Genomic DNA, 23,475 nt, shown 5'->3' with positions numbered 1-23,475 from the left:
GACAATGGCTTCTTTTGAACCATTTCAGCTGATAGACAAATTAATCGAAGAAACGAAAACCTTTCATTTTGACTGCGAAATCGATCGTGCCGTAGAGGGACAGCAACAAGAGAACTTGAATACAAGGGAATCATGTCTGCTGCCGGAAAAACAATTTGAAGGCAAAGAACTTTTTCACATATTGAAAGAGCGTACCGCCACTCGATTTTATGATCAGCATGCAATTGATTTGAGTGATTTGGGGACGATTTTAGCGACGGTCAAAGAAGAAGATAATAGAAATTGGGCGCGCCAGATCGGCCAGGGAATTGATATTACGGTTTCTGTTATCGCGTGGCGTGTCCAAAATCTGCGGTGTCCATTCTTCTATGATTATTGTGCCGAAACGCATTCTTTAAAGCCTATGGGCGAGATACCGGAACAAGAAAAAGCGGATGACTGGTTTCTCCAAAAAGAATTTGTGTATGCTCCTGCCATTATCATCATTAATGGGACAATGAATCAGGCGGTAAAGCAGTACGGCGGACACGGCTACAGGCATTTGATGGTGCGCGGCGGCGCAGCGGCTCAAAATGCTTGGCTTTCTGCGTTAACACTTGGACTTCAGGGAACGATTTTTGCTGGCGCCCTTCCTAGACCGCTAAGGGAATACACGCCTATTGACGGCCGATATCGGACTCAACTGTGCGCGTTCTCATTTGGAAAACCGCTATCTTTTTCTGAAAAATAAACCTTCTTCAAAGCACATAACTTGAAAGGAGGTGATAAAGATGGAAGAGAAAAAAGTTGAATTGGAATTATTTGCAGAAGAGCTTGAAACGCAAATGGATTTTACAATGGGGCCATTGTCGACTTGGGCTTCAGCCACAACTGTTGGCTCAGCTTCGTGCCCTGGAAGCACAGCGGGGACGGCATCAACGGCATCATCACTTTCTGGATAATAATACATTCATTATTTAAATCCAATAAAAGGAGGTTTACTAATGAAAGAGAAAAAAGAGTGTGAACTGGAACTTTATGCTGAAGAAATGACAGAAATTCAATCATTATCTGGTTTCACTACATCTGCAACATTCGGTACAGTTGGATGTGCGGGTTCATCGGCTTCTACGGCCGGCACGATCTCATCATACGGCGGATAATAAGGGGGAATGAAAAATGGAAAAGGATAAAACTCTTGAATTGGAGCTTTTTGCAGAAGAACTGCCGGAGCAAGTTGATTTAGCAACGATTGCGGCATCTTTCAGTTCTACGTCATCAGTCAGTACGGCTTCATGTCCGGGAACAACAGCAGCTTCAGCCGGCACGATCAGCTGCTACGGTTGATTCAAATAGGAGATGTGTATGTTGAAGGTTAACTGCGAGCAAACAGAAAAACTGGAACTCTTTGCAGAGGAGCTGCCGGCCCAAGTGGACATGTCGTCTATTGTCTCGACGATGTCGACAGGAGCTTCCTATGCATCGTGGACGACGTTTGTCTCCACAATAGCTACCATTTCAACGGTAAATTAGGATGTTATCAACCGAAAAAACATGAGGCGGTGACATTATGTCTGAAAAGGATACTACTATTAAAACATTGGAATTATACGCTGAAGAGCTGCCGGCCCAAGTGGATTTGGCGACTGTTGCAGGAACAGCTAGCACTGCTTCCTCTTTTACAACAGCTTCATGTCCGGCAACTACAGCGTCAACTGCTGGCACAGCAAGCAGCTACGGGTGATCAGCCCTTATTTAGACAAGTAAGGCAAGTGCCTGTTGCGAGCAGGCGCATGTCTTACTTTCCTTTATCTATTATACCGTATTTGTATGTTAATAAAAGGAGTTTAATGATGCCATGAACAACGGTCAAGTTCAATACCAGTACGATGAAGAACTATTGGTCAATCCCCTCTATTTAGGTGAAGGAGTCGAGTTGTTAATAGGCGCCAATGAAGAACCCATGTTGTTTGACAAACAGAATGGGAAATATATCAGGCTTTCAAAAGTTGGCTTGGAGATTTTTCACTTAATGGATGGTTCAAACACGGGCCAGGATATAGTGAATCAACTTGAAAAAAATTATGCAAATTACGGTAACTTTCCTGAAATTGTCTATATGTTTTTTTCATCTTTAAGAAAAGCCAATGTCTTAAATATAAAACCGCTGCCTGAACATCAGGTGAAGCAGGCAATTCGCCGCGCAGCTGATAAACCGATGCTTCGATTACCATTGGCGAAGTCTCTCAATAAATCAACAGAAACACTGCTTCATCTTTACCATTCTATTCCCAATATGCTTCAAAAAATAACCTTTTATATTCTATTTTTTTGTGCCATTTCTTCCTTTATTATGCTCAATGTGACAGGAGGATGGCAGATCGAATGGTCTTCCATCAATTGGATTTTTTTGGTTTGTGTCATTGCTTTTCATTTGATTATTCATGAAATGGCTCACGCCTTAGTAACGAAAGCTTACGGTATCACCATACGGGAAGCGGGTGTCGCTCTGCTCTATTATTTTATTCCAGTTGCGTACGTTGACCGGACAGACACCTACCGGCTCAAAAGCAAGAAAAGCAGAATTCATATCGCGCTAGCCGGGCCGTATTCAGATTTGTTAGCTTGCGGTTTGTGGGCAGCCGTCTCAATGTTGGCTCCTCAAGGCACTATAAGCGAGACAGCGCACCTTATTTCATTTTTGCAAATCCTTTTTGTTCTTAGTAATTTGAATTTACTGCTTCCTACTGATGGATATCACGCGGTAGAGGCTGCTGCAGGGGAGTTATCACTGAGAAAAAGAGCCTTAACATATTTGCTGCATGTAAGCACGTTTAGAAAGCCTCCTGCTTACTTACAGCATGTGGCGAAAAATAGAAAAATCATTTACGTTACCTACAGTTTAGTCTCACTTACTTATCTTTTCTGTTTGCTATCGGCATTTTTCTTTCTTTTACGAAATGCATTTGGATATATGGGGTGATGTATCATGAAAGGGCATGTAGCGCCTTTTGTTATGCTGAGGGCTGCCGGGGGCAGTATCGATAGCTTGGCATGTGTTGATGTAAAACAGACATCTGAAAATATAGAAAAGATTTTGAATTTGGAAACAGAAATTGAAGTAATGAAGGAGCCTCTAAGCGACATTTTCTTTCATCTGATTTCCTGTCTCAACGATGATGAAACGAACTTTCTTCGTTTTCTTTTAAAAGTAAAACGAGATATCTTTAACAGCCGTCCTTTTCAAATTGATGATAAAAATAGAAGTGAACTGCAGAAACGATTGACTGTTTCTGATTATAAATTATTTAACCGCTGGTATATGGCCGTTCACGACAGACAAAGGTATATGGAAGATACCAAACTAATTTTTGAGAAAGAGATTGAAGAGGCTGGCCAACATTTAGCGAATGAAATGGAAAATGAAGAATGGCAAAAAGGATTGGCGCTGGCAAATCCGAAATATCTATCCGCTTATAACAAGAAAAAGGCTAAACTATGGAGGCCCCACAAACAATACGCACGCACCAGTATGTCTTATTTAGGAAGAATAACGATGAAAACAAGCCCATTCAGTACGTTTACCAAGATTGGCTTGACCTCTTTTTCAGCTGATAACACGCCTCCTGATACAAATAATCAAAAAACGAACTTTTGCAGCATTTCTAAGTCAATATGCAGTGAACTTATTTTTGAGATGGCGCAGCATAACGAATTATCCCAGTACTTGTACTACGAAAAAAATCAAACCCTCCACACTGATAAAAAGAACAATATGCGGCTGCTGAAAAGCTCTTACACCATTTTAAACGGGTTTGCATGGCGTGAAGATAAGATGGTGTCAGAAGAAATTTCGTCAGAAGAACAATTGAAGGTGATCAAATCTCTCCGTTCAGGGAGTTATGCGGAGATACAGGAATTGCTGAAAAATACTTCTTTTACAATACCTGACTTGTCAGCTGAACAATGGATCAAGCCGGTACTTCCTTTTTCAAGAAAAACAGAAAAGCCTTTGCTCAGTTTATATCATTTCTTACAGCCGATACAAACCCAAAAAGCAAGAAGGATAGCAAGAATTGTGAAATGGATGAACCATTGTGTAGAGGAGCTTGCGAAAAGCGGGCCCAAGCAAAGACTGCGCTATCATCAGTTCATTTACAGACTGTCAAAACGTGCATTCAGTGAGCTTACGGATAAAATACCGAAAAGTGTAGTAACTGAAAAGCTTGTTTACGAAAATGTGAAATGTATAGAAGATCACCCGCCGTTAGGCCAGCAGGTCAAACGTGATTTAGAACAGCTTTCTGGACAGTTGAGAAAGCATCAATTCCGGACCCATCTCTATGATTTGTTGTGTGAGCACTTCATAGAGATGTATGGGGAAGGAGGCGTATGCCATGACATTCAGGAGTTTTTGTATCAGTTTGAAATGAGGAAAGATAGGCCCCGGCTGATTAAAAATGCCTTGCGGAAAGATAAAAAGACAGCTGTAAATCTGGAGGAGTCCAGAGTGTTTGCCCCGTGCAGCGGCAGCTCAGTTCCCCCAAGTGCGGTTGTGTTTTATCAATTAGCAGCAAATAATGGCAGTAAAGACATTTCCAATGGTGACTACCAGCTTGTTATCAACCAGATCAGTTCCGGTCTGGGGCTGGTACTCCGCTTTCAATCAATGTTTAATGAGGATCAGAGAAATTTAAACAGTCTTACAAAGCGATGGATTCATGTGATGAACCCTCACTCAGATATCGTTCATTTTCCGATGATCTCAGATTTCAGCAATTTGCAAACTGATCCAGGTATTACAGCACAGTCCTTAAGGTGGCTTGGTGAAAATCCAACAGCAGATCAAAATGATCTTTTGTTAAAGGATCTGTTATTGGTGCATGATCCGCGCGGTACGCTGGCATTTGTAAACAAAGAGGGGCGCCCTGTTGCTCCTATGTATTTTGGTGCTGTGCCACAGCACATGATGCATGGGCTTGTCTCATATTTATTTACCATTATGAACCCATGGATTAATGCTTACCAAACCAATTGGGTGACATCACCACTATTTCCTAAATCACCTCCGCCGGAAAAAGTAGAATTTCATCCTCGTATGCAGGAGGGGAGGATTGTACAAAGGCGTGCCCGCTGGCGGATCCCGGTATTCTTATTCCCTTTAAAAGAGAATCGAGAGAGTGACTATGCATACTTTATACGAATGAAAGCATTTCAAAAGAAGTACAGCCTTCCGGATGAGGGTTTTCTTTCTGGAGAGAGAACAAGTGTGATGCTGAATCCAAAACAAAGAAAACCAATGTATCTGAATTTCAATAGCTACCATTCTATCGCAGCTGCTGTAAACACGATTGTTGAAGATGACCTTTTGTCTATAACATTCACTGAAGGACTTCCTAATCGCCATCAGCATTGGCTGGAAAATGCTGAAGGGCGCGTAATTGCTTCTGAGTATATGTCTTTATTCCAATGGCCAGTTGAGAAAAAGCAAGAATCGGCTATAGCTAATGAGAAAGGGGTTTTTATATGAAGGAATGGGTGTTTTACAGCATTTATGTGCCGAGGGCTGAGTATTTAGAAAATATTATCATTAACATTGTAACGCCGATTGTTAAGCAGGTAAAAGACAGTGTTCAAGTACATAAGTGGTTTTTTATCAGATACATTGATATGCAAGGGCCTCATATCCGTTTGCGTTTTTTAGTAAATGAAGACGACATTGATATCGTTGAAGAGATTACGGAAGAGCAACTGAACAGCAGTCTATCTAAAGTCCTGGCTGAACCTCTTTCAGAAATGAGCCGGCTGCTGCCTGTCAAAACCGATACTAGAAATTTTGAATCCGGATTCCAACAAGAGGAATATGAGCCGGAGTATGAAAAATACGGCGGCATCCAAGGCGTTAATATAGCTGAAGACATCTTTCAGTCTTCGAGTGAATTGGTTCTTTCATTATTGAATGATCCTGGATTTAAAGATCATGACCGTTTTGATTTCGCTCTCTTTCTTATGAAAAAAACAGCGGAACAAGCTTCTTTATCAGCAGACCAAACACAGGATCTTTGGGAAAGTATGCTGCATTATTGGAGCGGAGCTGATTATACTGATGGAATAACCTATAAAACGAAGCTGAAGGAGGCTGCGGAAAAACGGATTGATGTAATAAATGTTGTCATAGAAAAAATGCACTCTAACCCTTTTGTCACCAAGTCAACGAATGGGTACCAAAAACTGCTGGAGAGTGCTTTTTCACAGATACAAGAGTCCGATAAGATTAGAACGTCTGCTTCCCATCTAGCCTTTCACTATATTCATATGATGAATAACCGTTTAGGGGTGTGGCCGATAGAAGAGGCTTATCTCGGAGCTTTGCTCGCGCAAATATCTAAAAACACAACTGATATAAAATAATAAAAAAGAACTTCAGCTGTTGGGCTGAAGTTCTTTATTTCCGCTTGTTTTTATGATAAACCGAGTTAAAAGTAAACATGAACAAAAAGTAGGCGCCTGCCAGACTTAAAAAACCAACAGGGTATTGAAGCAGCAGAAGACCTCCACCAATAAACAGGATCGTTGCTGCTAAAATAATGATCCAATATAAAGAGAATTTGTTTTTATTTTGCTGTTCTTGGGTCTTGGTAATGGCTGTTTCCTCCTTACTGATATGTTGAATACCGTATTTATAGATGTGGATCAATTGTACAAGCCGTCCTAACAATAAAATCGAGGACACGGAGATCCAGGTGAGAGAGTTAACCAAAAAAGCGAGCTGAAGTGTGTCTTGGAAAGGGGTGCCGCCCGTTTCGAATCTCACAATCAATAATACGCCTGCACCAATTAGAAATAGAATCCCTAAAAAAAAGACAAACACATTATAGCTGTCAAAACGATTCCATTCGCCTAAAAATCTGCAATGTTTTGCAATCAGCGAATATTTCCGTTTAGGGTTCTGTGGAAGTGAATGTACGCCAATTGAGTTTAAAATCTGCCGATTAAATGCAGACCCCATGACTCCACCTAGTGTACCGACAGTAAGAGCTGCCGCGCCGCTTATTAGTCCTATCACCGTACCGCTTGTCATATGATCACCTTCCTAAGAATAAGAAAAAAAGTATTTGTGCTGCTATGCTCCCGGATAAAATCGGCAAAATCGTCACCACTTGAGCAACAGAACGGAATGAGAAAAGGTCTGGAAGCTGCCAGCTAGGATAAGCTAGCCAATGGCTCAAACGGTCAAACCAAGTAATCGGTGGAGAAGGTGGTTTTAACATATGTTCTGGAAGAGACAGGCGGTTCATATCCAGGAATTCGTTCAGCTTGGGCATGTGTTCTTGTAATCCTTCAATCATGCTTTTCACTTCATCGTGCTCATTCATGAGTCCTTCAGCTCCTTTTCAATGGATTTGTTCAGCTTCTTTAGAGAATAATGAAGCTTGGATTTGACTGTTCCTTCCGGTATGTTGAGAATGTGAGAAATTTCTTTGCCTGTAAACCCTTGATAGTAGGCGAGAATCAGAATTGATCGCTCTTTGTCAGGCAGCTGTCCCAAATACTGTTGAATCAATATTTTATTTTGTATATTTTGCTCAATGGTGCTCTGGTGCTTTTCCGAATAATCGTCCAATTCCATCTGCTGCCATTTGAATTTAGAATGCTTTCGGTAATAATCAATACATAGTCTGTGAGCGATTTGATGGAGCCAGGTACGAAAGCTCGCTTTTTCGCTTTTATAGCTGCGGCATTTTACATATACCCGGATAAAAGTTTCCTGCAGAAGATCTTCAGCTGCCTGTTTTTGACGGATGTACAGAAATATAAATTGATATGTTTTTGGAGCGTGACGGGCATATAAACTGTTGTAGGCCTCCATATCCTTTTGTTTTACTTTTTCCATCAATTCTTCGTCAGAAAGAATGTCCATACCCCACCTCGAAACTTGGTTTCGTTACTATATACGGCTGCTGGCTGAAAAGAGTTCAAAAAATGAAAAAATAAAGAAGATAAGTGATGGCAATAGATGTGAGAAGAATACTGTCTTCATGATTATAACAGGAAAAAAATGAAAGTGCCCGGTCGTGAAGACCGGGCTTGACATGTTAACTCCCCCTATACACCTGATAACCAAACGGCGACAGCAAAAGCGGGATATGGTAATGCGCATCTGGATCTGCAATGTGAAAACGGACGGTGACGATGGTTAAAAACGGCTGATCGGCTGCGTTCGTGTTTTTACTCGCAAAATAGTCTCCTGCATGAAATTCCATCACATATTCTCCGAACATCAACTCTTCATCAGCCAGCAGAGGGATATCGACTTTTCCGTCCTTGTTAGTGTATATCTCTTTCATTATACTTTCGCCCAGCCGCTTCAATTCAATTTTGACGTTCGCCGCCGGTTTGCCGCAGGTTAAATCTAAAATATGGGTGGTCAGCTTTCCCATCAGGCTTTCAGGCTCCCTGCGGTTTCAGCAGCTTTCTGTTTTTCTTTCTCGGCGTCTTCTCTTGTCACGGTAAAGCGCTGGAAGCCGAATGGCGGGCGCGGTTCGGTGTAGACTTTTCCTTTTGAACCCGGGATTTCTTCGACAACTGTATCCCATGTGTGATTTTGAGATTGGAAGCTGACATCAGTGAGCTGCGGGAACCTCGCTAATATTCTGCAGCCGATGTGATAGATTAAGTGTTGGATTGAAGGGGTTTCGAGCTCGTGAAAAACGGTGCTCGCCAAGTCGCGGACTTGTTCAGCCGCGACGTAGCGGGCTGGTTCAGAAGCATATGCGTCATTGGTGTTTTCATACTGCCAGCTGATGTTTAAATAGACAAACAGGGGGCGGTTGCCGTCTTCGGGAAGAGTCGTATATTCGTCCCGGATGAAGCCGGCGAAGGAGTTGCCGCTCACCTTAACGAGCTGAAGATCCATGATTTCGCTGTATTGTTCTGTAATCGTGATGGTATTCCCGCTGCGTTCGGCTTTCAGCACAGAGCGGCTTCGTTCATTGCGTGATCTTCTGAAGACAAGGCGGCTTGCGGTGAGCTCTTTCTCCTCGTATGCAGGCATTGCTTCAAACGGAATGTCTTCGCCAGTCAGAGCAATCGTGTCCATATGAGAATAGGTATCTAAAAATCGGTGAGCTACATAGTGTAGGAACCCCTCGATTGTCGTTCCTTCATAGGATGCGAGATGGCGCTGGATAAAGTTTTTCATTGAATCCGTTGCCACGACGAGAGTGTTGTCTCCGTCTGTAAATGATGGCAGGAAGGCGTCTCCGCCAATTTCGCATGTCACATCAACGCCAACAATGGTATTGTCTCTCCCGGTAAAAGATGATTCTGGGATTTGCTTCACTCCAGTGAGCGGTTTTAAAAACGTTCGGTATGCAAATACATTTCCTTTGCCATAAGACATGGTTCTTTTCATTTGCGTCTCTCCTTTTTCAGTGATGATGTCAGCCAGGCGAAAGCGGGCGATTCGGTAAATTTCTATAAGAGCCTGCTGGAACTCCGATTCCCGTTCGTTCTCAAGCCTTTCCAGCAGGGCTTGGTGAATGTCCTGTTTCGTCTTTCCCTTTACCGCTAAAATAAAAGGAAAGCCGAAGCGATCATAATAGTGTTCGTTCAGCTTGAGAAACTCCTCGTATTCCTGCTGTTCCAGTTTGCTGAGCCCTGCGTTCTGCTGCTCTTTTATCGACTCACTGCTCATTGTTTTCTTTGTTCCGAGCCGGGGGTGCTTATTGATTACCTCAAGCTGTGTCTCGCGATCCGCGGCTTTTACAATACCGGTCATTTTGCGGTGAAGATCAGAAAGGGACGAAAACGGCCGTAATGCCGCGGATCTCTCCGCAATCCATGAGGAGTGTTCAAAAATAGAGCCAAGTGTGTCAGTCAGTGTTTGTGTGTCCATTTGGTTCAGGTCATCCATTGTGAGCATTGGCATCTTCCTTTACGTTTTTATGTCTGAGCCATTCGGCTGTTTGGCTTGAAAAAAAGCGTGCAGTGCTATGGCTGTCAAACTGCCGATCACGATTCCGCTTCCCGCCAAGACTGATGCGGCGCCCGGAAGTGATGAAAACAGCGCGGGAACAGTTGTAGCGCCAAGCCCCAAGCTGACGGAAGAGGCGATAATCAGCAGGTTGCCTTGTGAATCGAAGTCGACGCTGGACAGCATTTTGATCCCGTACGAAATGACCATGCCGAACATGACGATCATTGAGCCGCCGAGAACTGGGGTGGGGATCACTGTTGTCAGTGCCGCGGCTTTTGGAACAAGCCCGATTGCCATCAGCATGATTCCTGTGGTGGCGACGACGTTGACACTTTTTATCTTTGAAAGCTGAACGATGCCGACATTTTGCGAGAAGGCTGTATAGGGAAACGCGTTAAATAAGCCGCCTAGCATAATCGCAAGGCCTTCCGCCCGGTAGCCCTTTTCCAGATCCTTCTCCGACAGCTGGCGGTTTGTGATATCGGCAAGCGCAAAGTAAACACCCGTCGATTCGACGAGACTGACAAGCGCAACGAGAAGCATCGTGACAACAGCCGGCAGTTCGAAGACAGGCGGTCCGAAATAAAACAGAGACGGAACATGAAGCCAAGATGCCTCCAAGACCTCAGAGGAATTGACCTTTCCCATGAAGTATGCAGCCGCTGTTCCTGCGATCATACCGAGCAAAATCGCTATGGAACGGATAAAACCTTTAAAGAAATAAAACAGCAATAAGATAAAAGCTGTGACGCTAAACCCGAGGAGGACGTTGTCCAGTGAGCCGAATTCTTTGCTTCCTTCACCTCCGGCCAGGTTATTCATTGCCGTCGGAATCAGGCTGATGCCGATGATCATGACGACTGATCCGGTTACGGCAGGCGGAAAAAAACGGACAAGCTTTCCAAAGAAGCCCGCGGCTAAGACGACAATCAGCCCTGCGGCGATAATGGCACCATATATCGCTGAGACACCGTAAGTGCTGCCGATAGAAATCATCGGGCCGACTGCGGTAAACGTGCATCCGAGCACAACGGGGAGGCCGATGCCGAAATACCGGTTTCTCCAGAGCTGCAAAAGAGTCGCCGCCCCGCACATGAACAAATCGATCGCAATTAAATACGTCAGCTGCCCTGCATCCAGTCCGATCGCCGCTCCGACGATCAGCGGAACGAGAATGGCTCCCGCATACATGGCGAGCATGTGCTGAAGCCCCAGCATCATCAGCTGAAAGGCATTATGCTGTTTCTTCATCTTTTTTACACCTCTTTTTCTAATGCAAGTGTATGTTCTAATACCGGAAGTTCAGTTTTCTGAGTTGTTTTGTCTTTTTTGCCGCGCAAGCTGAAAAATAGATTCAAAAAGATAGCGGTCAGGCTGCCAGTGATGGTGCCGTCACTGACCAGAATTCTGATCGGAGCGAGGAATTCAACAAAAATCCCAGGGACGGTGCTGGCGCCGATGCCGAGTGCGATTGAGCATGCGATGGTCAGGAGGTGGTATTGATTTGTGAGATCCGCTGTGCTGAGCATTTTGACGCCGGAGGCAATCACCATGCCGAACATGACGACGGTTGCGCCGCCAAGCACAGCAGCAGGAACGGCAGAAGCAAGGGCAGCAATCTTCGGAATCAGTCCGAGACAGACAAGGATAAAGCCTGCGGTAATCACGACGTTTCTCGTTTTTACCTTCGTCAGCTGCAATAAGCCGGCGTTTTGCGCAAAGGTATTATAAGGAAAGGCATTGAACAGCCCGCCGATGAGAATGGCGATTCCCTCCGCGCGATACCCTTTGACGAGGTCATTTTCAGTTAAAGGTCTGCCGCATATCTTTCCGATTGCGTAGTAAACGCCGGTTGATTCCACAATAATGACGATTCCGACGATCAGCATCGTTAAGATCGGGCCAATTTCAAACGCAGGAGCTCCGAAATAAAAAGGCTTCGGGATTTGGAAGAACGGTGCTTCTGTAACAGAAGAAAAGCTGACTTTGCCCATGATCGCTGCTGCCGCTGTACCGGCGACGATGCCGATCAGAACGGACAGTGTTCGGGCAAATCCTTTGAGAAAGCGGTTGAGGACTAAGATCAGAACAAGGACACCGACAGAGAGAAGAAGGTTTTCGAGCGAACCGTATTCGGGGTTGGCGCTGCCGTTTATTTTTTCGCCGCCAGCCATATTTTTCACACCTGTCGGAACTAGTGAAAGGCCAATCAATGTCACAACCGTACCTGTTACGACAGGAGGAAATAACACAGTCAGTTTGCCGAAAAAACGCGCAAACAAAAAGATGAACACACCGGCCGCGATGATAGAACCGTAAATCGTGTGAATGCCGTAATTGGCGCCGATTGCAATCATCGGGGTGACGGCCACAAATGAGCTGCCAAGCATGACGGGAAGCCCGATGCCGATGTATGCTCCGCGCAAGGTTTGCAAAAGCGTCGCGACGCCGCACGTTAACAGGTCAATCGCCAATAGGTAGGACAGCTGTTCAGTTGTTACATTCAGCGCCCTGCCGACAAGCAGGGGCACCAAAATCGCACCTGCATACATGGCCAGCACATGCTGCAGGCCAAGCGTAAACACCGCAAACGATCTTTTTTTCATCATAGTCCCTCCTCGTATGTGAACTTTAGTAACATGATATCGTGCCGATTGAGGAGTGTCATTGGATACAGTAGCCGAAAAAGACAGGTGTAATTGCTGAAAGTGACGAAAAATGATTGATTTTGTAAGAGAATGTGACAAACGTTAGCTGATCAGCCGCTGCATACGTAAGGCAAGCCGCAAACGCATCGTTGTTTCTGGATCTTTTAAGCTTTTCCCCAGCAGCTCTTCGCATTTTTCAAGGCGGTAAATGACCGTATTGCGATGAACGTACAGACGCTTGGCCGTCTCTGAAATTTGGCAGTGTGTCTCTAAATAGACGGAAAGCGTATGAAGAAGGCTTTGGTCCTCCTGCTGTTTTTCAGCAAGGCTCTGAAGCGTGGAGTTGTAAAATTTCTTCAAATCCTCAACCGGGAGCAAGCGCAGAAGCTCAGGCACATCTTTTGCGTGATACACCTGGATAAATGCGGTGCTTCTAGACAAATGCCCCGATTGCAGAGCATCAGAAGCTTCTGTGAACGCGTCGGGAACATCAATGAGCTTTTGGCAGATATTGCTGATGCCAAAGGACACGGTTCGTTTAAATTGAGCGCTGACCTGTGTTTGGAACTGTTCTAAAAAGCTGATCACCGAGGCGTGCATTTCACTCCAGCTGTCTGTCGCCTCGATGAGAATAATGCCGACGTTTCCTTTCATAAAGAAGTGAGGCGGAAACGGGAAGGCCGATAACTCACCCTCAAGAAATTCGAATACGCTGTCGGAAGCGAGCTGATTTTCTGTAAAGCTGATTGATTCGTCATTGCGATCGAGTTTGCCGGCAATGCACATGTATTTTTGATCCCAGCGCAGCTTGAATTCTTTCGCCCGGTTTTTGATTTCGTCATCTGAAGAAAAGGACCGCTCAATAAAATTGTTAAAAAACTCATTGCGCGCCCGCCGGCTGAACTGCTTCAGCGCATTTTCCTTCAGCAGTTCAAAGGAAATGACGTTGGCCGCTTGTTCAATCGTGAGGATCAGTCCTTTTTCGCCGGCCTGCACCATGTCCGGTATCAGCAGATATCCGCAGTTTTTTTCGTGATTATAAATAGGCAGGACAGAATATGTTTTCTGATCTGAGATTGTAGAGAAACAAGTGAAAAATGGCCCGGATACGGTATTCAGGGTGCCTTTCAGTTTTTCGGTTTCAACTGAAATTTGATGAGACGCTGACAGCATTTTAGCATGCTGGTCTAGAAGCAGCACGGGAAGCTGAAGGAGGTCTGACACCTTTTTGAGCAGAGATTGCAGCCCCTTGCCGCTCATAATGTGGTTTGTGAATTTTTTGTGCGCGTAAATGGCTTGCTGCAGCTCGTTAGAACGCATATCGAGAATATGGCTGAGAGTGGCATTCACAATATCGCCGAGGCGGATGTGTTCCGGAAGCTCAATGATCGGGAACGCATATGAATCGGCCAGTTCGACGATTTCCTTCGGGATATCTTCCAGATAGCGCTTTGTTTTAATGCCGAGGCCCGCGCAGCCGCGTTTTGCCATTTGCCGAATCAGTTCAGATAATTGATGCGGGTGATCCTTCAGGTGATAGGCGGTGGTGACGAGCAATTCATTCTTATGCAAAAAGTCTGCGATATCCGGAGCGTCCATCATGTTGACATGCTGAACCTCCCTTTCCCCTCCTGCTTTTCCAGCGATTAAATTGGCGTTTTCAAAAGCCGGTATTTTCATCACATCAAAAATATTCATAGCGCATTCTCCTTTTCTATAAAAACATTGGTTAAGATGAATAATTTTCAATAGGAATTCTAGCGGTTTTGCTGATGTAATACGATCATAGTAGCAGTAAACTGTTGAAAATAGAACTGGTTGTGTGACATAAACTGACATGAAAAATCGTCATCCTTACATGGGGGGATCAATATGGCTTACGATATGGTCATAAAAGGTGCGAAGGCAGTTACGCCAGATGGCGTTACAGAAGCTGATATTGCAGTTCAAAACGGTGTCATTGTCGAGATAGGTTCTGACATCGAAGCAAGCGGGGCGGAAATCATCCAGGCAGACGGGACATACGTGTTTCCTGGTGCGATAGACTGCCATGTTCATTTTAATGAACCGGGCAGGGAAGATTGGGAGGGATTTGAAACAGGTTCTCAAATGATGGCCGCAGGCGGCTGCACCACCTTTTTTGATATGCCGCTCAACTGCATTCCATCAACCGTGACGGCAGAGCATCTTCTCGCAAAAGCTGAGCTGGGCAGGCAAAAATCTGCCGTGGATTTTGCGCTATGGGGCGGGCTTGTGCCAGGCCATATCGAGGACATCCGTCCGATGGCTGAAGCGGGAGCGATCGGGTTTAAAGCGTTTTTATCAAAGTCAGGCACTGATGAGTTCCGCTCTGTTGACGAACGGACATTGCTCAAGGGCATGGCAGAAATCGCGGCTGCAGGAAAAATCCTCGCTCTCCACGCGGAAAGTGATGCGATCACAAGCTACTTGCAGATGGTTTTGGCCAATAAAGGAAAGGTGGACGCGGATGCGTACGCCGCTTCCCGCCCGGAGGAAGCAGAAGTTGAAGCGGTGTATCGCACGATTCAGTATGCGAAGGTGACAGGCTGTCCGGTTCATTTTGTCCATATCAGCACGGCGAAAGCGGTCCGGCTGATCAGAGAGGCGAAACAGGAAGGGCTCGATGTTTCGGTCGAGACATGCCCGCATTATGTCTTATTCAGCCATGACGATTTACGGGAAAAGGGCTCTGTCGCGAAATGCGCGCCGCCGCTCCGGTCACCGCAATCGAAGGAAGCGCTGGTCGAGGCGCTCATTGCGGGGCACATTGACATGGTTTCCTCAGACCATTCCCCTTGCCGTCCATCCTTAAAGCGGGAGGACAATCTGTTTTTATCATGGGGCGGAATCAGCGGCGGGCAGTTCACTTTATTAGGCATGGTGGAACTGGCGCTTGAACATCAGATTCCGTTTGAAACCATCGCAGAATGGACAGCGGCGGCACCTGCGAAACGATTCGGCCTTCAGAAAAAAGGGCGGCTTGAAGCGGGGTGTGATGCGGATTTTGTGCTCGTCAGCATGGAGCCGTACACTGTCACTAGAGAATCGATGTTTGCAAAGCATAAAATAAGCATTTACGAAGGACATACATTTCCCTGCCGTATTTCGGCCACTTACAGCAAAGGCCGGTGCGTGTACAATGATGGGGAAAAAGTCAGCGGAATTGACGGAGCGCTGGTCGTTCCTTCGTAAGCCCGGCGGATTTTACCGCCGGGTTTTTTGATTTCTGCCGTTCTTGTTTTTAAAATTTCATCAACGTGGTATCTTTTTTAAAAGGAGGCGGAGGCAGTGGAGCATGTCAAATACATACTTAAGCAATCTTGGTCTCGCCATACAAGCTCTAAATGGACGGAAGAATGCCCGTCATGCGGCCAATGCGGTGTGACGGCACTGGTGATTCAGGATCAATTCGGCGGCGCCATTCTGAAAACAAGAGTCGGTGAGAGCTGGCATTTTTATAACAGCTTCAATGGTGTGGTGTACGATTTTACGAGTGAGCAGTTTCAGGCGCCTATTGAATATCAGCATATTCCTTCCACAAGAGAAGAGGCGTTTTTAGATACGAATGAGGAACAATATCAGCATTTGAGTTCTGCTTTTTCCCGCCATATGAACAGCATTTCCGAGGAAACCTGAAAACACGTGTGATAAACTGAAAGAGAGGTGAATGAGTGTGATTTATATTGGACTGACGGGATGGGGGGATCATGACAGCATCTATCCGCCGAAGACGGCCAGCCAGAAAAAATTGCAGGCCTATTCCTCCCATTTTCCGATCGTGGAATTAGACGCGAGCTTTTACGCGATTCAGCCGGCTCGCAATAATGAAAAGTGGGTCAAGGAAACGCCCGAAACCTTCCAATTTATCGTGAAAGCATATCAGGGCATGACAGGGCATCAGCGCGGTGAAATTCCCTTTGACTCAAAAGAGGAGATGTTTGATGCGTTTAAGGTGTCTTTAACGCCATATTTACATAGCAACAAGCTCGCCATGGTGCTGTTTCAATTTCCGCCGTGGTTTGACTGCAAGAAGGAGAATGTCGCCTATTTGAGATGGTGCAAGCACCAAATGGGGGATATTCCTTGTGCGCTTGAATTCAGAAACCGTTCCTGGTTCTCGCCGCCGTTTTATGAGCAGACGCTTTCATTTATGAAAGCGGAAGGCTGGATTCACAGTGTTTGTGATGAACCGCAAATCGGAGAAGGCAGCGTTCCGACTGTGCTGCGCGCGACCGATGAAAACAAAACGCTCGTCAGGTTTCACGGACGCAACAAGCAGGGCTGGATGAAGCCTGACAGCGGGAAAAACTGGCGCGAGGTCAGGTACCTATACCGCTACAACCAACAGGAGCTGGAGGATTGGAAAAAGCACCTGAATGAATTGCAGCAGCAATGTAAGGATGTTTTTGTCCTGTTCAACAATAATTCCGGCGGTGACGCGGCGGATAACGGCAAGCAGATGCTTGAACTGCTTGATATCGAGTACAGCGGACTTGCTCCGAGACAGCTCGATTTATTTTAGAAAAGAGGTTTTTACTGATGTCGTTTGTGATTTTGGTCGTCCTGGGATTAATCGCAGGTACGGTAGGAAGTCTGATCGGGCTTGGCGGCGGAATTGTCATTGTGCCGTCTTTGATGTTTTTAAGCACAGTGACGCCGCTGTTTCAGGATGTGACGCCGCAGGTTGCGATTGGAACTTCGCTTTTGGTCATTATTTTTACGGGTCTTTCTTCAACTTTGGCTTATATTAAATATAAAATCGTTGATTATAAGAGCGGGCTCATTTTCTTTATCGGTTCAGGTCCCGGCAGCATAATCGGGGCTTATGTGTCAAAGCTTTTCAATTCAAACTCATTTTCCGTTTGGTTTGGCATTTTTATGATTCTGATTTCATTATCCTTAATGCTGAAAGCGAAAGCCCGGCCCATTAACAAAGCGCACAAAGGGATTATCCGGACATTTCAGGATGATGCCGGTGAGCCTTATACGTACTCATATCAGGCCCCTGTCGGTATTGCCATTGCCTTTGTTGTCGGTTTTTTAGGCGGGCTTTTCGGAATAGGCGGCGGATCACTGATGGTTCCGGCGATGATGCTGTTATTTTTGTTTCCGCCGAAGGTTGCGGTCGCAACATCCATGTTTATTATTTTCCTGTCTTCTATGACAGGGTCTGTTTCACATATTATTTCCGGGCACGTCAATTGGCTGTACGCCCTCGCGCTTGTGCCCGGCGCTTGGTTCGGCGGAAAGCTTGGCGCCGCCATCAACAGAAAAATGCAGACGAAAACGATCGTTATGATCATGCGGATCGTATTGATTTTGATCGGCTGCCAGCTCATTTATGAAGGCATTTTCAGCTGAACGATTAGGGAGAGATATTATGAAGGAGAAGCTCCGCTTATATCATACAAATGATTTGCACAGCCATTTTGAAAACTGGCCGAAAATTGTAGATTATATCGAGCAGAAAAGAAAAGGGCATCAATCAGACAGCGAAGAGACGCTCGTATTTGATATTGGCGATCATCTTGATCGTTTTCAATTCGTGACAGAGGCGACATTCGGAAAAGCCAATGTCGATCTCTTAAACCGCCTTCACATTGATGGAGCGGCGATCGGCAATAACGAAGGGATTACGCTTCCGCATGAAGAGCTTGCTGCTTTATATGATCATGCTGAATTTCCTGTTATCGTCTCCAACCTGTTTGATAAAAACGGAAACCGTCCGTCATGGGCAGTGCCTTACCATATCAAATCATTGAAAAACGGTATGACCATTGCTTTCTTAGGCGTAACTGTGCCGTATTATCCCGTTTATGACAAGCTGGGGTGGACAGTAACGGATGCCCTTGATAGCGTAAAGGAAACCATTCAGGAAGTGAAAGGGCAGGCGGATATCATCGTCCTGCTGTCGCATTTAGGCATTCTTGATGATCAGGCAGTGGCTGAAGCGGTACCTGAGATTGATGTCATTCTCGAATCGCACACCCACCATTTGCTTGAAGACGGACAAGTGGTGAACGGGGTATTGCTTGCCAGTGCTGAGAAATACGGGCATTATGTCGGCTGTGTAGAAATCACGGTGGACAGTGTACAGCGAAGCATCATCAGCAAAACAGCGTCTGTGCAGAACATGGCGGAATGGTTAGGAGAATCCGCAGAAACAAAAGCGTTTCTTAATGAAAAAGAACGTGAAGCTGAGGAGAAGCTCTCCGATGCCGTTGCGGAGCTTGCCCAAGATGCTGAGGTGAAGTGGTTTGAAGAATCAGAGCTGCCGTTGCTTTTGGCGTACGCGTTAAAAGAATGGTGCGAGACGGACATCAGTATGGTGAATTCAGGTGTCATTCTCGGTCCGCTGAAAGCAGGCCCTGTGACGAAACTGGATCTGCACCGCATCTGTCCGCATCCGATCAACCCGGTGGCTGTCCGCCTGACGGGTGAAGAACTGAAGGAAACCATTGTCCATGCCGCTTCCGAACAAATGGAACAGCTCCGGATCAAAGGACTTGGCTTCCGCGGAGAAGTGATGGGGAAAATGGTGTATGCCGGCGTTGAGGTAGAAACGAAACGGCTCGATGACGGGATCACGCATGTCACCCGCATCACGCTGAACGGGGAAGATATTGAAAAACATAAACAATACTCCGTTGCGGTGCTTGATATGTTTACGCTCGGCAAACTGTTTCCATTGATTCGCGACGCGGCAGAAAAAGAATACTTTATGCCGGAATTTTTGCGGGATCTGCTCGCTTGGAAGCTCGCGCAATAAGGCTGTCAGCCCACAACAAGCTGTGCCCTTCATCATAAAGTGATGAATGAAGGGAGTGGTTGACGTGGTAAATCTGACACCGATCATGATAGAAGGACAGCCTTTTACAGCTGTGACAGTAAAGCTTCCCAAAACGAATTTTATGGCCGTCACCAATGATCACGGATACATTATGTGCGGCGCGCTTGATGTGGCGCTGCTGAATGAGAAATTAAAGGAGCGCGGCATCGTGGCGGGGCGCGCAGTTGGTGTCCGCACCATTGACCAGCTGTTAGATGCACCTTTAGAATCCGTCACGTACGCCGCGGAAGATCTTGGCATTCAAGTCGGCATGAGCGGCAGAGAAGCGCTTTTAAAAATGGTGAAATAAAATAAATTGGCCCCGGCTATTACTATGTCCCCTCTTACAAGCATACATTGTGATATGTAAGGGGGGATTTTCTTGCCAAGATATCGCGGCCCTTTTCGCAAGAGAGGACCTTTGCCTTTCCGTTACGTGATGCTCCTGTCAGTTGTCTTTTTTATCCTGTCAACAACGGTCAGCCTTTGGATGATCAATGGCTCGATCAAACCTGTTTTAATGGACATCGGCGAGATGGAAACGAAGCGTATCGCGACAGAGGTGATCCAGGATTCGATTGAGGACTATATGTCTGACAGTGAAAATGTGAAAGATATGTTTCAAATGAATTCTGATGAAAACGGAAATTTAACGACAATCGATTTTAATACACAGGTTGTAAACAGTGTAAAAACAAAAGTGACAAAGCAGCTTCAGGCTCATCTGAAAGAGATGGAAACCCATACCGGACACAGCGGCGCCAGTGAAAACATTATGATCAACATTCCGCTGGGACAGGTAACCGGCAACAGTCTTCTTGGAAACCTCGGGCCGAAAATCCCGGTCCGGTTCAATTTAATCGGTGACGCTTTTACAGATGTTAAAACCAAAATCAAGCCGTATGGCATAAATAACGCACTTATTGATATCAGCATCTTTGTCGAAATTAAAGTGAAGGTCATCATTCCATTTGCCAGCAAAACCGCTGTCGTCACAAATAATGTTCCTGTATCGATTAAAGCAGTGCAGGGCGAGGTGCCGCAATTTTATAATGGAAGCGGCGGCTCGGGTGTCACGCCTTCTGTCCAACTTCCGAGCAGCAAAGAAGAAGACGGTGCCGATTCAAAAAAAGAAAAAAGCAGCAAATAAGCCGCCTGTCGAAGAGGCGGCTTTTTGTTACTTCTTTTTTTTGTATTCATATCGTTCCCACGCCCTCAAATGCGGGTATGGATCAAATGACCATTCGGTTCTTCCATTGTCTTTGTACATGCCGTAGTGCAGATGAGGCGGGAACTTCCCGGCGGTTCCCGGAGGGCCGTATCCGGAGCTTCCGACTGATCCGATCACTTGGCCGGGCTCAACGATTTGTCCAGTTTTAATCCCTTTGGCAAACCCATTGAGGTGGGCAAAATAATGATACGTATTGTTAATGTCCCTGATGCCGATTCTCCATCCTCCGAAGCGGTTCCAGCCCTTCATTTCGACAACGCCGTAACATGTGGATTTGACAGGAAGGCCGTAATGGGCAAAGATATCCGTACCTTCATGAATCCGTCTTCCTCCGAAGCCGCGGGCATCTCCCCACGTGCTTCGATAGCTGTAATCGGTTCTGATCGGAAGCGGGAATGCATGCTCGCCCAGGTCAATATGGCCGTAGGCTTTAAACAGCTTCATGAATTCAGATATGATCCCCACTGTCTGATCGCGCCGGTAATAATGCCAAAGCCCAATGCGGATGTTGTCCTCATCTGTGCCGTACGACAGCAAGTATTGGCTGAACGTATACAAAATATCTTCATCGTTGCTGACCTCTGCTTTCCCGTCTCCATCGCCATCCATTCCGATTCCGTCAAACACTTTAATGCTTAACGGCGCATCGTCTTTCGGATTTGGGTTTTCAGGCCCGCTCCAGATGTCATCGGGTATATGGATGCTGATGATTCCCGCCTTGTCGGGCAGATCTTTCCGGTTGCTCCGCACATTTTCCTCGTATTGATCAACAGCGGCGAGCGCATACCAAGGGATCTGCGTCACAGCCTCGATTTTATGATATAATTCCATCCGTTTCGACAGCACTGGATCTGAAAGCTTTTTTCCAGACGCAGAAGGCTCAAAGGCAAACAAAAGGAGAAGAAGAGCGGATAACAAAACTTTCACAAAATAATCTCCTTTCATATTGAATACACATAGTTTGCAGCAACCCGGCTTAAAAATGTCAGTAATCATCTTCCCTTGTCGAGAAATTTTTCCTATGTTAAAGTGTCTAAAGAAAAGACTTTCTTTAGTTAGAAAAACATTATTTTTGTTGCAGAAATAAAACCTGCACCTTTCTCGTTTTCAGAATGTTTCGTGTCAGAAATTGAGTATATTGGATATTGGAGATGATGGGAATTGGCAAAGAAAGACGAACACCTCAGAAAGCCCGAATGGCTCAAAATCAAATTAAATACAAATGAAAACTATACAGGGCTCAAAAAACTCATGCGGGAAAACAACCTGCATACCGTATGCGAAGAAGCAAAATGCCCGAATATTCATGAATGCTGGGCGGTCAGACGTACAGCGACATTTATGATTTTAGGTTCTGTTTGCACAAGAGCATGCCGTTTCTGCGCTGTCAAAACAGGACTTCCAACTGAGCTTGACCTGCAAGAGCCGGAACGCGTAGCGGATTCAGTCGCGCTTATGAATCTGAAGCACGCGGTCATTACGGCTGTGGCGCGTGACGATCAGAAAGACGGCGGGGCAGGCATTTTCGCGGAAACCGTCCGTGCAATCCGCAGAAAAAGCCCGTTCACAACAATTGAGGTGCTGCCGTCTGATATGGGCGGAAACTACGATAACCTAAAAACCTTGATGGATACACGCCCAGACATCCTGAATCACAATATCGAAACGGTTCGCCGCCTGACGCCAAGAGTCCGCGCGCGTGCGACGTACGATCGTTCATTGGAATTTTTGCGCCGTGCGAAGGAAATGCAGCCTGACATTCCGACGAAATCAAGTATTATGATCGGACTCGGCGAAACCAAAGAAGAGATTATTGAAGTAATGGACGACCTCTTGGCGAACAACGTGGATATTATGGCAATCGGCCAATATCTGCAGCCGACGAAAAAACACTTGAAAGTCCAAAAATACTATCACCCTGATGAATTTGCAGAATTAAAGGAAATCGCGATGCAAAAAGGCTTCAGCCATTGCGAAGCCGGTCCGCTTGTCCGCTCTTCTTACCATGCGGATGAACAGGTAAACGAAGCATCTAAAAAGCGTCAAGCACAAGCGTAATGCCAAAACGCCAGATCATCTGGCGTTTTTGTCATTCCTATCGATTTTCATGTCCTGGTGTGTTTCTCCGTTGGCATTTTCATTCTCTGAGACGGGGCTTCCTTGCGGGGAGGTTTTCATTTCTTGAATCGTCCCCGACATGATCTCTCTGATATCTCTGGAACCAGAGCCGAGATTGCTGTAATTTTCGATGGACTGCATATGGTTTGGATTATCGGAAATATACACATGATAGTATCGCGGTATGACAGAAGCCGCTGTTTTTTTGACCTGATCGGCGGTCAGCTCCCGGTTTTTAGAATCGGTTTTGTATACGACAAGCGCTTCTCGGTCAGTCACCAATGTCGCAGCATCTTGAATATGGGGGAGCTGAACCGTTAAACTTGATATCATGTGAGCGGTTTCTTCCCGGTTCATCACCGGCGTTTTCTGCTGTTCGCCGTCAAATTGTTCTTTTTGATAGCGGACATAGCCAAATTGTTCGTTCTCATCATGCCTGTTAAAAGCCTCGTTGCGATCCGACACATGAATGGGTTTGGTTTGATTCTGTGTCTGATTGCGGACATTCTCGGCATTATCCAATCCTGCGCCTCCGCATCCGGATAAAAGTCCGGTCAGGAGGCAGAGGCTGATGGCAGTTCGTTTCATTTATCAATCCCTCCTCATGTGTAGGGTAGCCAAATCGCATGATTTATTCTTTAGCAATTGATGGGGACGGGGCAATGAATTA

Annotated in this window: 27 protein-coding genes; 17 read left to right on the top strand and 10 right to left on the bottom strand. The window is 45.7% G+C overall.

Annotation, left to right across the window (positions count from 1 at the left end):
* The first annotated feature begins 4 nt into the window (after nucleotides 1-4).
* From CDO84_RS15615 to CDO84_RS15600, 9 genes are all read left to right on the top strand, one after another.
* Nucleotides 5-730, top strand: coding sequence for a nitroreductase family protein (locus tag CDO84_RS15615; RefSeq protein ID WP_231560758.1), 726 nt, complete (start codon nucleotides 5-7; stop codon nucleotides 728-730).
* 40 nt (nucleotides 731-770) lie between these two features.
* The gene (locus CDO84_RS21495) at nucleotides 771-941 is read left to right on the top strand and encodes a thiocillin family RiPP (RefSeq protein ID WP_014665271.1); all 171 of its coding nucleotides are present in this window, start codon (nucleotides 771-773) and stop codon (nucleotides 939-941) included.
* A gap of 42 nt (nucleotides 942-983) precedes the next feature.
* Nucleotides 984-1,142: a thiocillin family RiPP gene (locus tag CDO84_RS21490; RefSeq protein ID WP_014665270.1), complete on the top strand. Its 159-nt coding sequence runs from the start codon at nucleotides 984-986 to the stop codon at nucleotides 1,140-1,142.
* A gap of 16 nt (nucleotides 1,143-1,158) precedes the next feature.
* On the top strand, nucleotides 1,159-1,326 hold the full coding sequence (locus CDO84_RS21485; protein ID WP_014665269.1) for a thiocillin family RiPP: 168 nt from the start codon (nucleotides 1,159-1,161) through the stop codon (nucleotides 1,324-1,326).
* 18 nt (nucleotides 1,327-1,344) lie between these two features.
* On the top strand, nucleotides 1,345-1,512 hold the full coding sequence (locus tag CDO84_RS21480; protein WP_014665268.1) for a thiocillin family RiPP: 168 nt from the start codon (nucleotides 1,345-1,347) through the stop codon (nucleotides 1,510-1,512).
* 37 nt (nucleotides 1,513-1,549) lie between these two features.
* Nucleotides 1,550-1,723: a thiocillin family RiPP gene (locus CDO84_RS21475; RefSeq protein ID WP_014665267.1), complete on the top strand. Its 174-nt coding sequence runs from the start codon at nucleotides 1,550-1,552 to the stop codon at nucleotides 1,721-1,723.
* Nucleotides 1,724-1,837: 114 nt separating this feature from the next.
* Nucleotides 1,838-2,962, top strand: a complete 1,125-nt coding sequence (locus CDO84_RS15610; RefSeq protein WP_040081917.1) for a PqqD family peptide modification chaperone — start codon at nucleotides 1,838-1,840, stop codon at nucleotides 2,960-2,962.
* A gap of 6 nt (nucleotides 2,963-2,968) precedes the next feature.
* Nucleotides 2,969-5,509: a lantibiotic dehydratase gene (locus tag CDO84_RS15605; protein ID WP_040081918.1), complete on the top strand. Its 2,541-nt coding sequence runs from the start codon at nucleotides 2,969-2,971 to the stop codon at nucleotides 5,507-5,509.
* Complete coding sequence (locus CDO84_RS15600; protein ID WP_040081919.1) at nucleotides 5,506-6,390, top strand: thiopeptide-type bacteriocin biosynthesis protein; 885 nt, start codon at nucleotides 5,506-5,508, stop codon at nucleotides 6,388-6,390. The genes CDO84_RS15605 and CDO84_RS15600 overlap by 4 nt, the downstream gene beginning before the upstream one ends.
* Before the next feature lie 34 nt (nucleotides 6,391-6,424).
* On the opposite strand, the gene CDO84_RS15595 is transcribed toward CDO84_RS15600, so the two are convergent.
* The 8 genes from CDO84_RS15595 to pucR form a co-directional block, all read right to left on the bottom strand.
* Nucleotides 6,425-7,060, bottom strand: a complete 636-nt coding sequence (locus tag CDO84_RS15595; RefSeq protein ID WP_014665263.1) for a hypothetical protein — start codon at nucleotides 7,058-7,060, stop codon at nucleotides 6,425-6,427.
* Between the two features lie 4 nt (nucleotides 7,061-7,064).
* On the bottom strand, nucleotides 7,065-7,355 hold the full coding sequence (locus tag CDO84_RS15590) for a hypothetical protein (protein WP_040081920.1): 291 nt from the start codon (nucleotides 7,353-7,355) through the stop codon (nucleotides 7,065-7,067).
* Nucleotides 7,352-7,900 (bottom strand): RNA polymerase sigma factor, encoded by a 549-nt coding sequence (locus tag CDO84_RS15585; protein WP_040081921.1) that lies wholly within the window; start codon nucleotides 7,898-7,900, stop codon nucleotides 7,352-7,354. Before CDO84_RS15585 ends, CDO84_RS15590 begins: the two co-directional genes overlap by 4 nt.
* A 175-nt stretch (nucleotides 7,901-8,075) precedes the next feature.
* Nucleotides 8,076-8,420 carry a hydroxyisourate hydrolase gene (gene uraH, locus CDO84_RS15580; RefSeq protein ID WP_014665259.1) on the bottom strand — a complete coding sequence of 115 codons (345 nt, stop codon included), beginning with the start codon at nucleotides 8,418-8,420 and terminating at the stop codon, nucleotides 8,076-8,078.
* Nucleotides 8,420-9,904: a factor-independent urate hydroxylase gene (gene pucL / locus CDO84_RS15575; protein WP_040081922.1), complete on the bottom strand. Its 1,485-nt coding sequence runs from the start codon at nucleotides 9,902-9,904 to the stop codon at nucleotides 8,420-8,422. The genes uraH and pucL overlap by 1 nt, the downstream gene beginning before the upstream one ends.
* A gap of 12 nt (nucleotides 9,905-9,916) precedes the next feature.
* Nucleotides 9,917-11,209, bottom strand: a complete 1,293-nt coding sequence (gene pucK, locus CDO84_RS15570; protein ID WP_014665257.1) for a uric acid permease PucK — start codon at nucleotides 11,207-11,209, stop codon at nucleotides 9,917-9,919.
* Between the two features lie 5 nt (nucleotides 11,210-11,214).
* Nucleotides 11,215-12,564, bottom strand: a complete 1,350-nt coding sequence (gene pucJ, locus CDO84_RS15565; protein WP_040081924.1) for a uric acid permease PucJ — start codon at nucleotides 12,562-12,564, stop codon at nucleotides 11,215-11,217.
* 144 nt (nucleotides 12,565-12,708) lie between these two features.
* The gene (gene pucR, locus CDO84_RS15560) at nucleotides 12,709-14,304 is read right to left on the bottom strand and encodes a purine catabolism transcriptional regulator PucR (protein WP_040081925.1); all 1,596 of its coding nucleotides are present in this window, start codon (nucleotides 14,302-14,304) and stop codon (nucleotides 12,709-12,711) included.
* Between the two features lie 174 nt (nucleotides 14,305-14,478).
* Between pucR and CDO84_RS15555 the strand changes: the two genes are divergently transcribed.
* From CDO84_RS15555 to yunB, 7 genes are all read left to right on the top strand, one after another.
* Nucleotides 14,479-15,819 (top strand): allantoinase, encoded by a 1,341-nt coding sequence (locus CDO84_RS15555; protein ID WP_040081927.1) that lies wholly within the window; start codon nucleotides 14,479-14,481, stop codon nucleotides 15,817-15,819.
* Nucleotides 15,820-15,915: 96 nt separating this feature from the next.
* Entirely contained in the window at nucleotides 15,916-16,263 is a 348-nt protein-coding gene (locus CDO84_RS15550) for a YunG family protein (RefSeq protein ID WP_040081928.1), read from the top strand.
* Between the two features lie 37 nt (nucleotides 16,264-16,300).
* Complete coding sequence (locus CDO84_RS15545) at nucleotides 16,301-17,149, top strand: DUF72 domain-containing protein (RefSeq protein WP_040082515.1); 849 nt, start codon at nucleotides 16,301-16,303, stop codon at nucleotides 17,147-17,149.
* Nucleotides 17,150-17,166: 17 nt separating this feature from the next.
* On the top strand, nucleotides 17,167-17,988 hold the full coding sequence (locus CDO84_RS15540) for a sulfite exporter TauE/SafE family protein (protein ID WP_014665251.1): 822 nt from the start codon (nucleotides 17,167-17,169) through the stop codon (nucleotides 17,986-17,988).
* 19 nt (nucleotides 17,989-18,007) lie between these two features.
* Nucleotides 18,008-19,396 (top strand): bifunctional metallophosphatase/5'-nucleotidase, encoded by a 1,389-nt coding sequence (locus tag CDO84_RS15535; RefSeq protein WP_040081929.1) that lies wholly within the window; start codon nucleotides 18,008-18,010, stop codon nucleotides 19,394-19,396.
* A gap of 64 nt (nucleotides 19,397-19,460) precedes the next feature.
* Nucleotides 19,461-19,766, top strand: coding sequence for a YunC family protein (locus CDO84_RS15530; RefSeq protein WP_014665249.1), 306 nt, complete (start codon nucleotides 19,461-19,463; stop codon nucleotides 19,764-19,766).
* A gap of 72 nt (nucleotides 19,767-19,838) precedes the next feature.
* Nucleotides 19,839-20,606: a sporulation protein YunB gene (yunB, locus tag CDO84_RS15525; RefSeq protein WP_040081930.1), complete on the top strand. Its 768-nt coding sequence runs from the start codon at nucleotides 19,839-19,841 to the stop codon at nucleotides 20,604-20,606.
* 27 nt (nucleotides 20,607-20,633) lie between these two features.
* Here yunB and lytH read toward each other — a convergent pair whose 3' ends face one another.
* Nucleotides 20,634-21,614 carry an L-Ala--D-Glu endopeptidase gene (gene lytH, locus CDO84_RS15520; RefSeq protein ID WP_014665248.1) on the bottom strand — a complete coding sequence of 327 codons (981 nt, stop codon included), beginning with the start codon at nucleotides 21,612-21,614 and terminating at the stop codon, nucleotides 20,634-20,636.
* Nucleotides 21,615-21,848: 234 nt separating this feature from the next.
* Between lytH and lipA the strand changes: the two genes are divergently transcribed.
* Entirely contained in the window at nucleotides 21,849-22,745 is an 897-nt protein-coding gene (gene lipA, locus CDO84_RS15515) for a lipoyl synthase (protein ID WP_003222888.1), read from the top strand.
* 15 nt (nucleotides 22,746-22,760) lie between these two features.
* Here lipA and CDO84_RS15510 read toward each other — a convergent pair whose 3' ends face one another.
* Complete coding sequence (locus CDO84_RS15510; protein WP_040081931.1) at nucleotides 22,761-23,393, bottom strand: YhcN/YlaJ family sporulation lipoprotein; 633 nt, start codon at nucleotides 23,391-23,393, stop codon at nucleotides 22,761-22,763.
* Nucleotides 23,394-23,475: the final 82 nt, after the last annotated feature.

This window comes from Bacillus sp. MD-5, from assembly GCF_002201875.1.
Classification (GTDB): domain Bacteria; phylum Bacillota; class Bacilli; order Bacillales; family Bacillaceae; genus Bacillus; species Bacillus stercoris.
Note: the sequence above shows the minus strand (reverse complement) of the source record. Positions and strands in the feature narration are given on the sequence as shown.

Excerpts from the sequence above, each read along its gene's own strand:
- CDO84_RS15615 (WP_231560758.1), top strand. The coding sequence starts at position 5 with ATGGCTTCTTTTGAACCATTTCAGCTGATAGACAAATTAATCGAAGAA.
- CDO84_RS21495 (WP_014665271.1), top strand. The coding sequence starts at position 771 with ATGGAAGAGAAAAAAGTTGAATTGGAATTATTTGCAGAAGAGCTTGAA.
- CDO84_RS21490 (WP_014665270.1), top strand. The coding sequence starts at position 984 with ATGAAAGAGAAAAAAGAGTGTGAACTGGAACTTTATGCTGAAGAAATG.
- CDO84_RS21485 (WP_014665269.1), top strand. The coding sequence starts at position 1,159 with ATGGAAAAGGATAAAACTCTTGAATTGGAGCTTTTTGCAGAAGAACTG.
- CDO84_RS21480 (WP_014665268.1), top strand. The coding sequence starts at position 1,345 with ATGTTGAAGGTTAACTGCGAGCAAACAGAAAAACTGGAACTCTTTGCA.
- CDO84_RS21475 (WP_014665267.1), top strand. The coding sequence starts at position 1,550 with ATGTCTGAAAAGGATACTACTATTAAAACATTGGAATTATACGCTGAA.
- CDO84_RS15610 (WP_040081917.1), top strand. The coding sequence starts at position 1,838 with ATGAACAACGGTCAAGTTCAATACCAGTACGATGAAGAACTATTGGTC.
- CDO84_RS15605 (WP_040081918.1), top strand. The coding sequence starts at position 2,969 with ATGAAAGGGCATGTAGCGCCTTTTGTTATGCTGAGGGCTGCCGGGGGC.
- CDO84_RS15600 (WP_040081919.1), top strand. The coding sequence starts at position 5,506 with ATGAAGGAATGGGTGTTTTACAGCATTTATGTGCCGAGGGCTGAGTAT.
- CDO84_RS15595 (WP_014665263.1), bottom strand. The coding sequence starts at position 7,060 with ATGACAAGCGGTACGGTGATAGGACTAATAAGCGGCGCGGCAGCTCTT.
- CDO84_RS15590 (WP_040081920.1), bottom strand. The coding sequence starts at position 7,355 with ATGAATGAGCACGATGAAGTGAAAAGCATGATTGAAGGATTACAAGAA.
- CDO84_RS15585 (WP_040081921.1), bottom strand. The coding sequence starts at position 7,900 with ATGGACATTCTTTCTGACGAAGAATTGATGGAAAAAGTAAAACAAAAG.
- uraH (WP_014665259.1), bottom strand. The coding sequence starts at position 8,420 with ATGGGAAAGCTGACCACCCATATTTTAGATTTAACCTGCGGCAAACCG.
- pucL (WP_040081922.1), bottom strand. The coding sequence starts at position 9,904 with ATGCTCACAATGGATGACCTGAACCAAATGGACACACAAACACTGACT.
- pucK (WP_014665257.1), bottom strand. The coding sequence starts at position 11,209 with ATGAAGAAACAGCATAATGCCTTTCAGCTGATGATGCTGGGGCTTCAG.
- pucJ (WP_040081924.1), bottom strand. The coding sequence starts at position 12,564 with ATGAAAAAAAGATCGTTTGCGGTGTTTACGCTTGGCCTGCAGCATGTG.
- pucR (WP_040081925.1), bottom strand. The coding sequence starts at position 14,304 with ATGAATATTTTTGATGTGATGAAAATACCGGCTTTTGAAAACGCCAAT.
- CDO84_RS15555 (WP_040081927.1), top strand. The coding sequence starts at position 14,479 with ATGGCTTACGATATGGTCATAAAAGGTGCGAAGGCAGTTACGCCAGAT.
- CDO84_RS15540 (WP_014665251.1), top strand. The coding sequence starts at position 17,167 with ATGTCGTTTGTGATTTTGGTCGTCCTGGGATTAATCGCAGGTACGGTA.
- CDO84_RS15535 (WP_040081929.1), top strand. The coding sequence starts at position 18,008 with ATGAAGGAGAAGCTCCGCTTATATCATACAAATGATTTGCACAGCCAT.
- CDO84_RS15510 (WP_040081931.1), bottom strand. The coding sequence starts at position 23,393 with ATGAAACGAACTGCCATCAGCCTCTGCCTCCTGACCGGACTTTTATCC.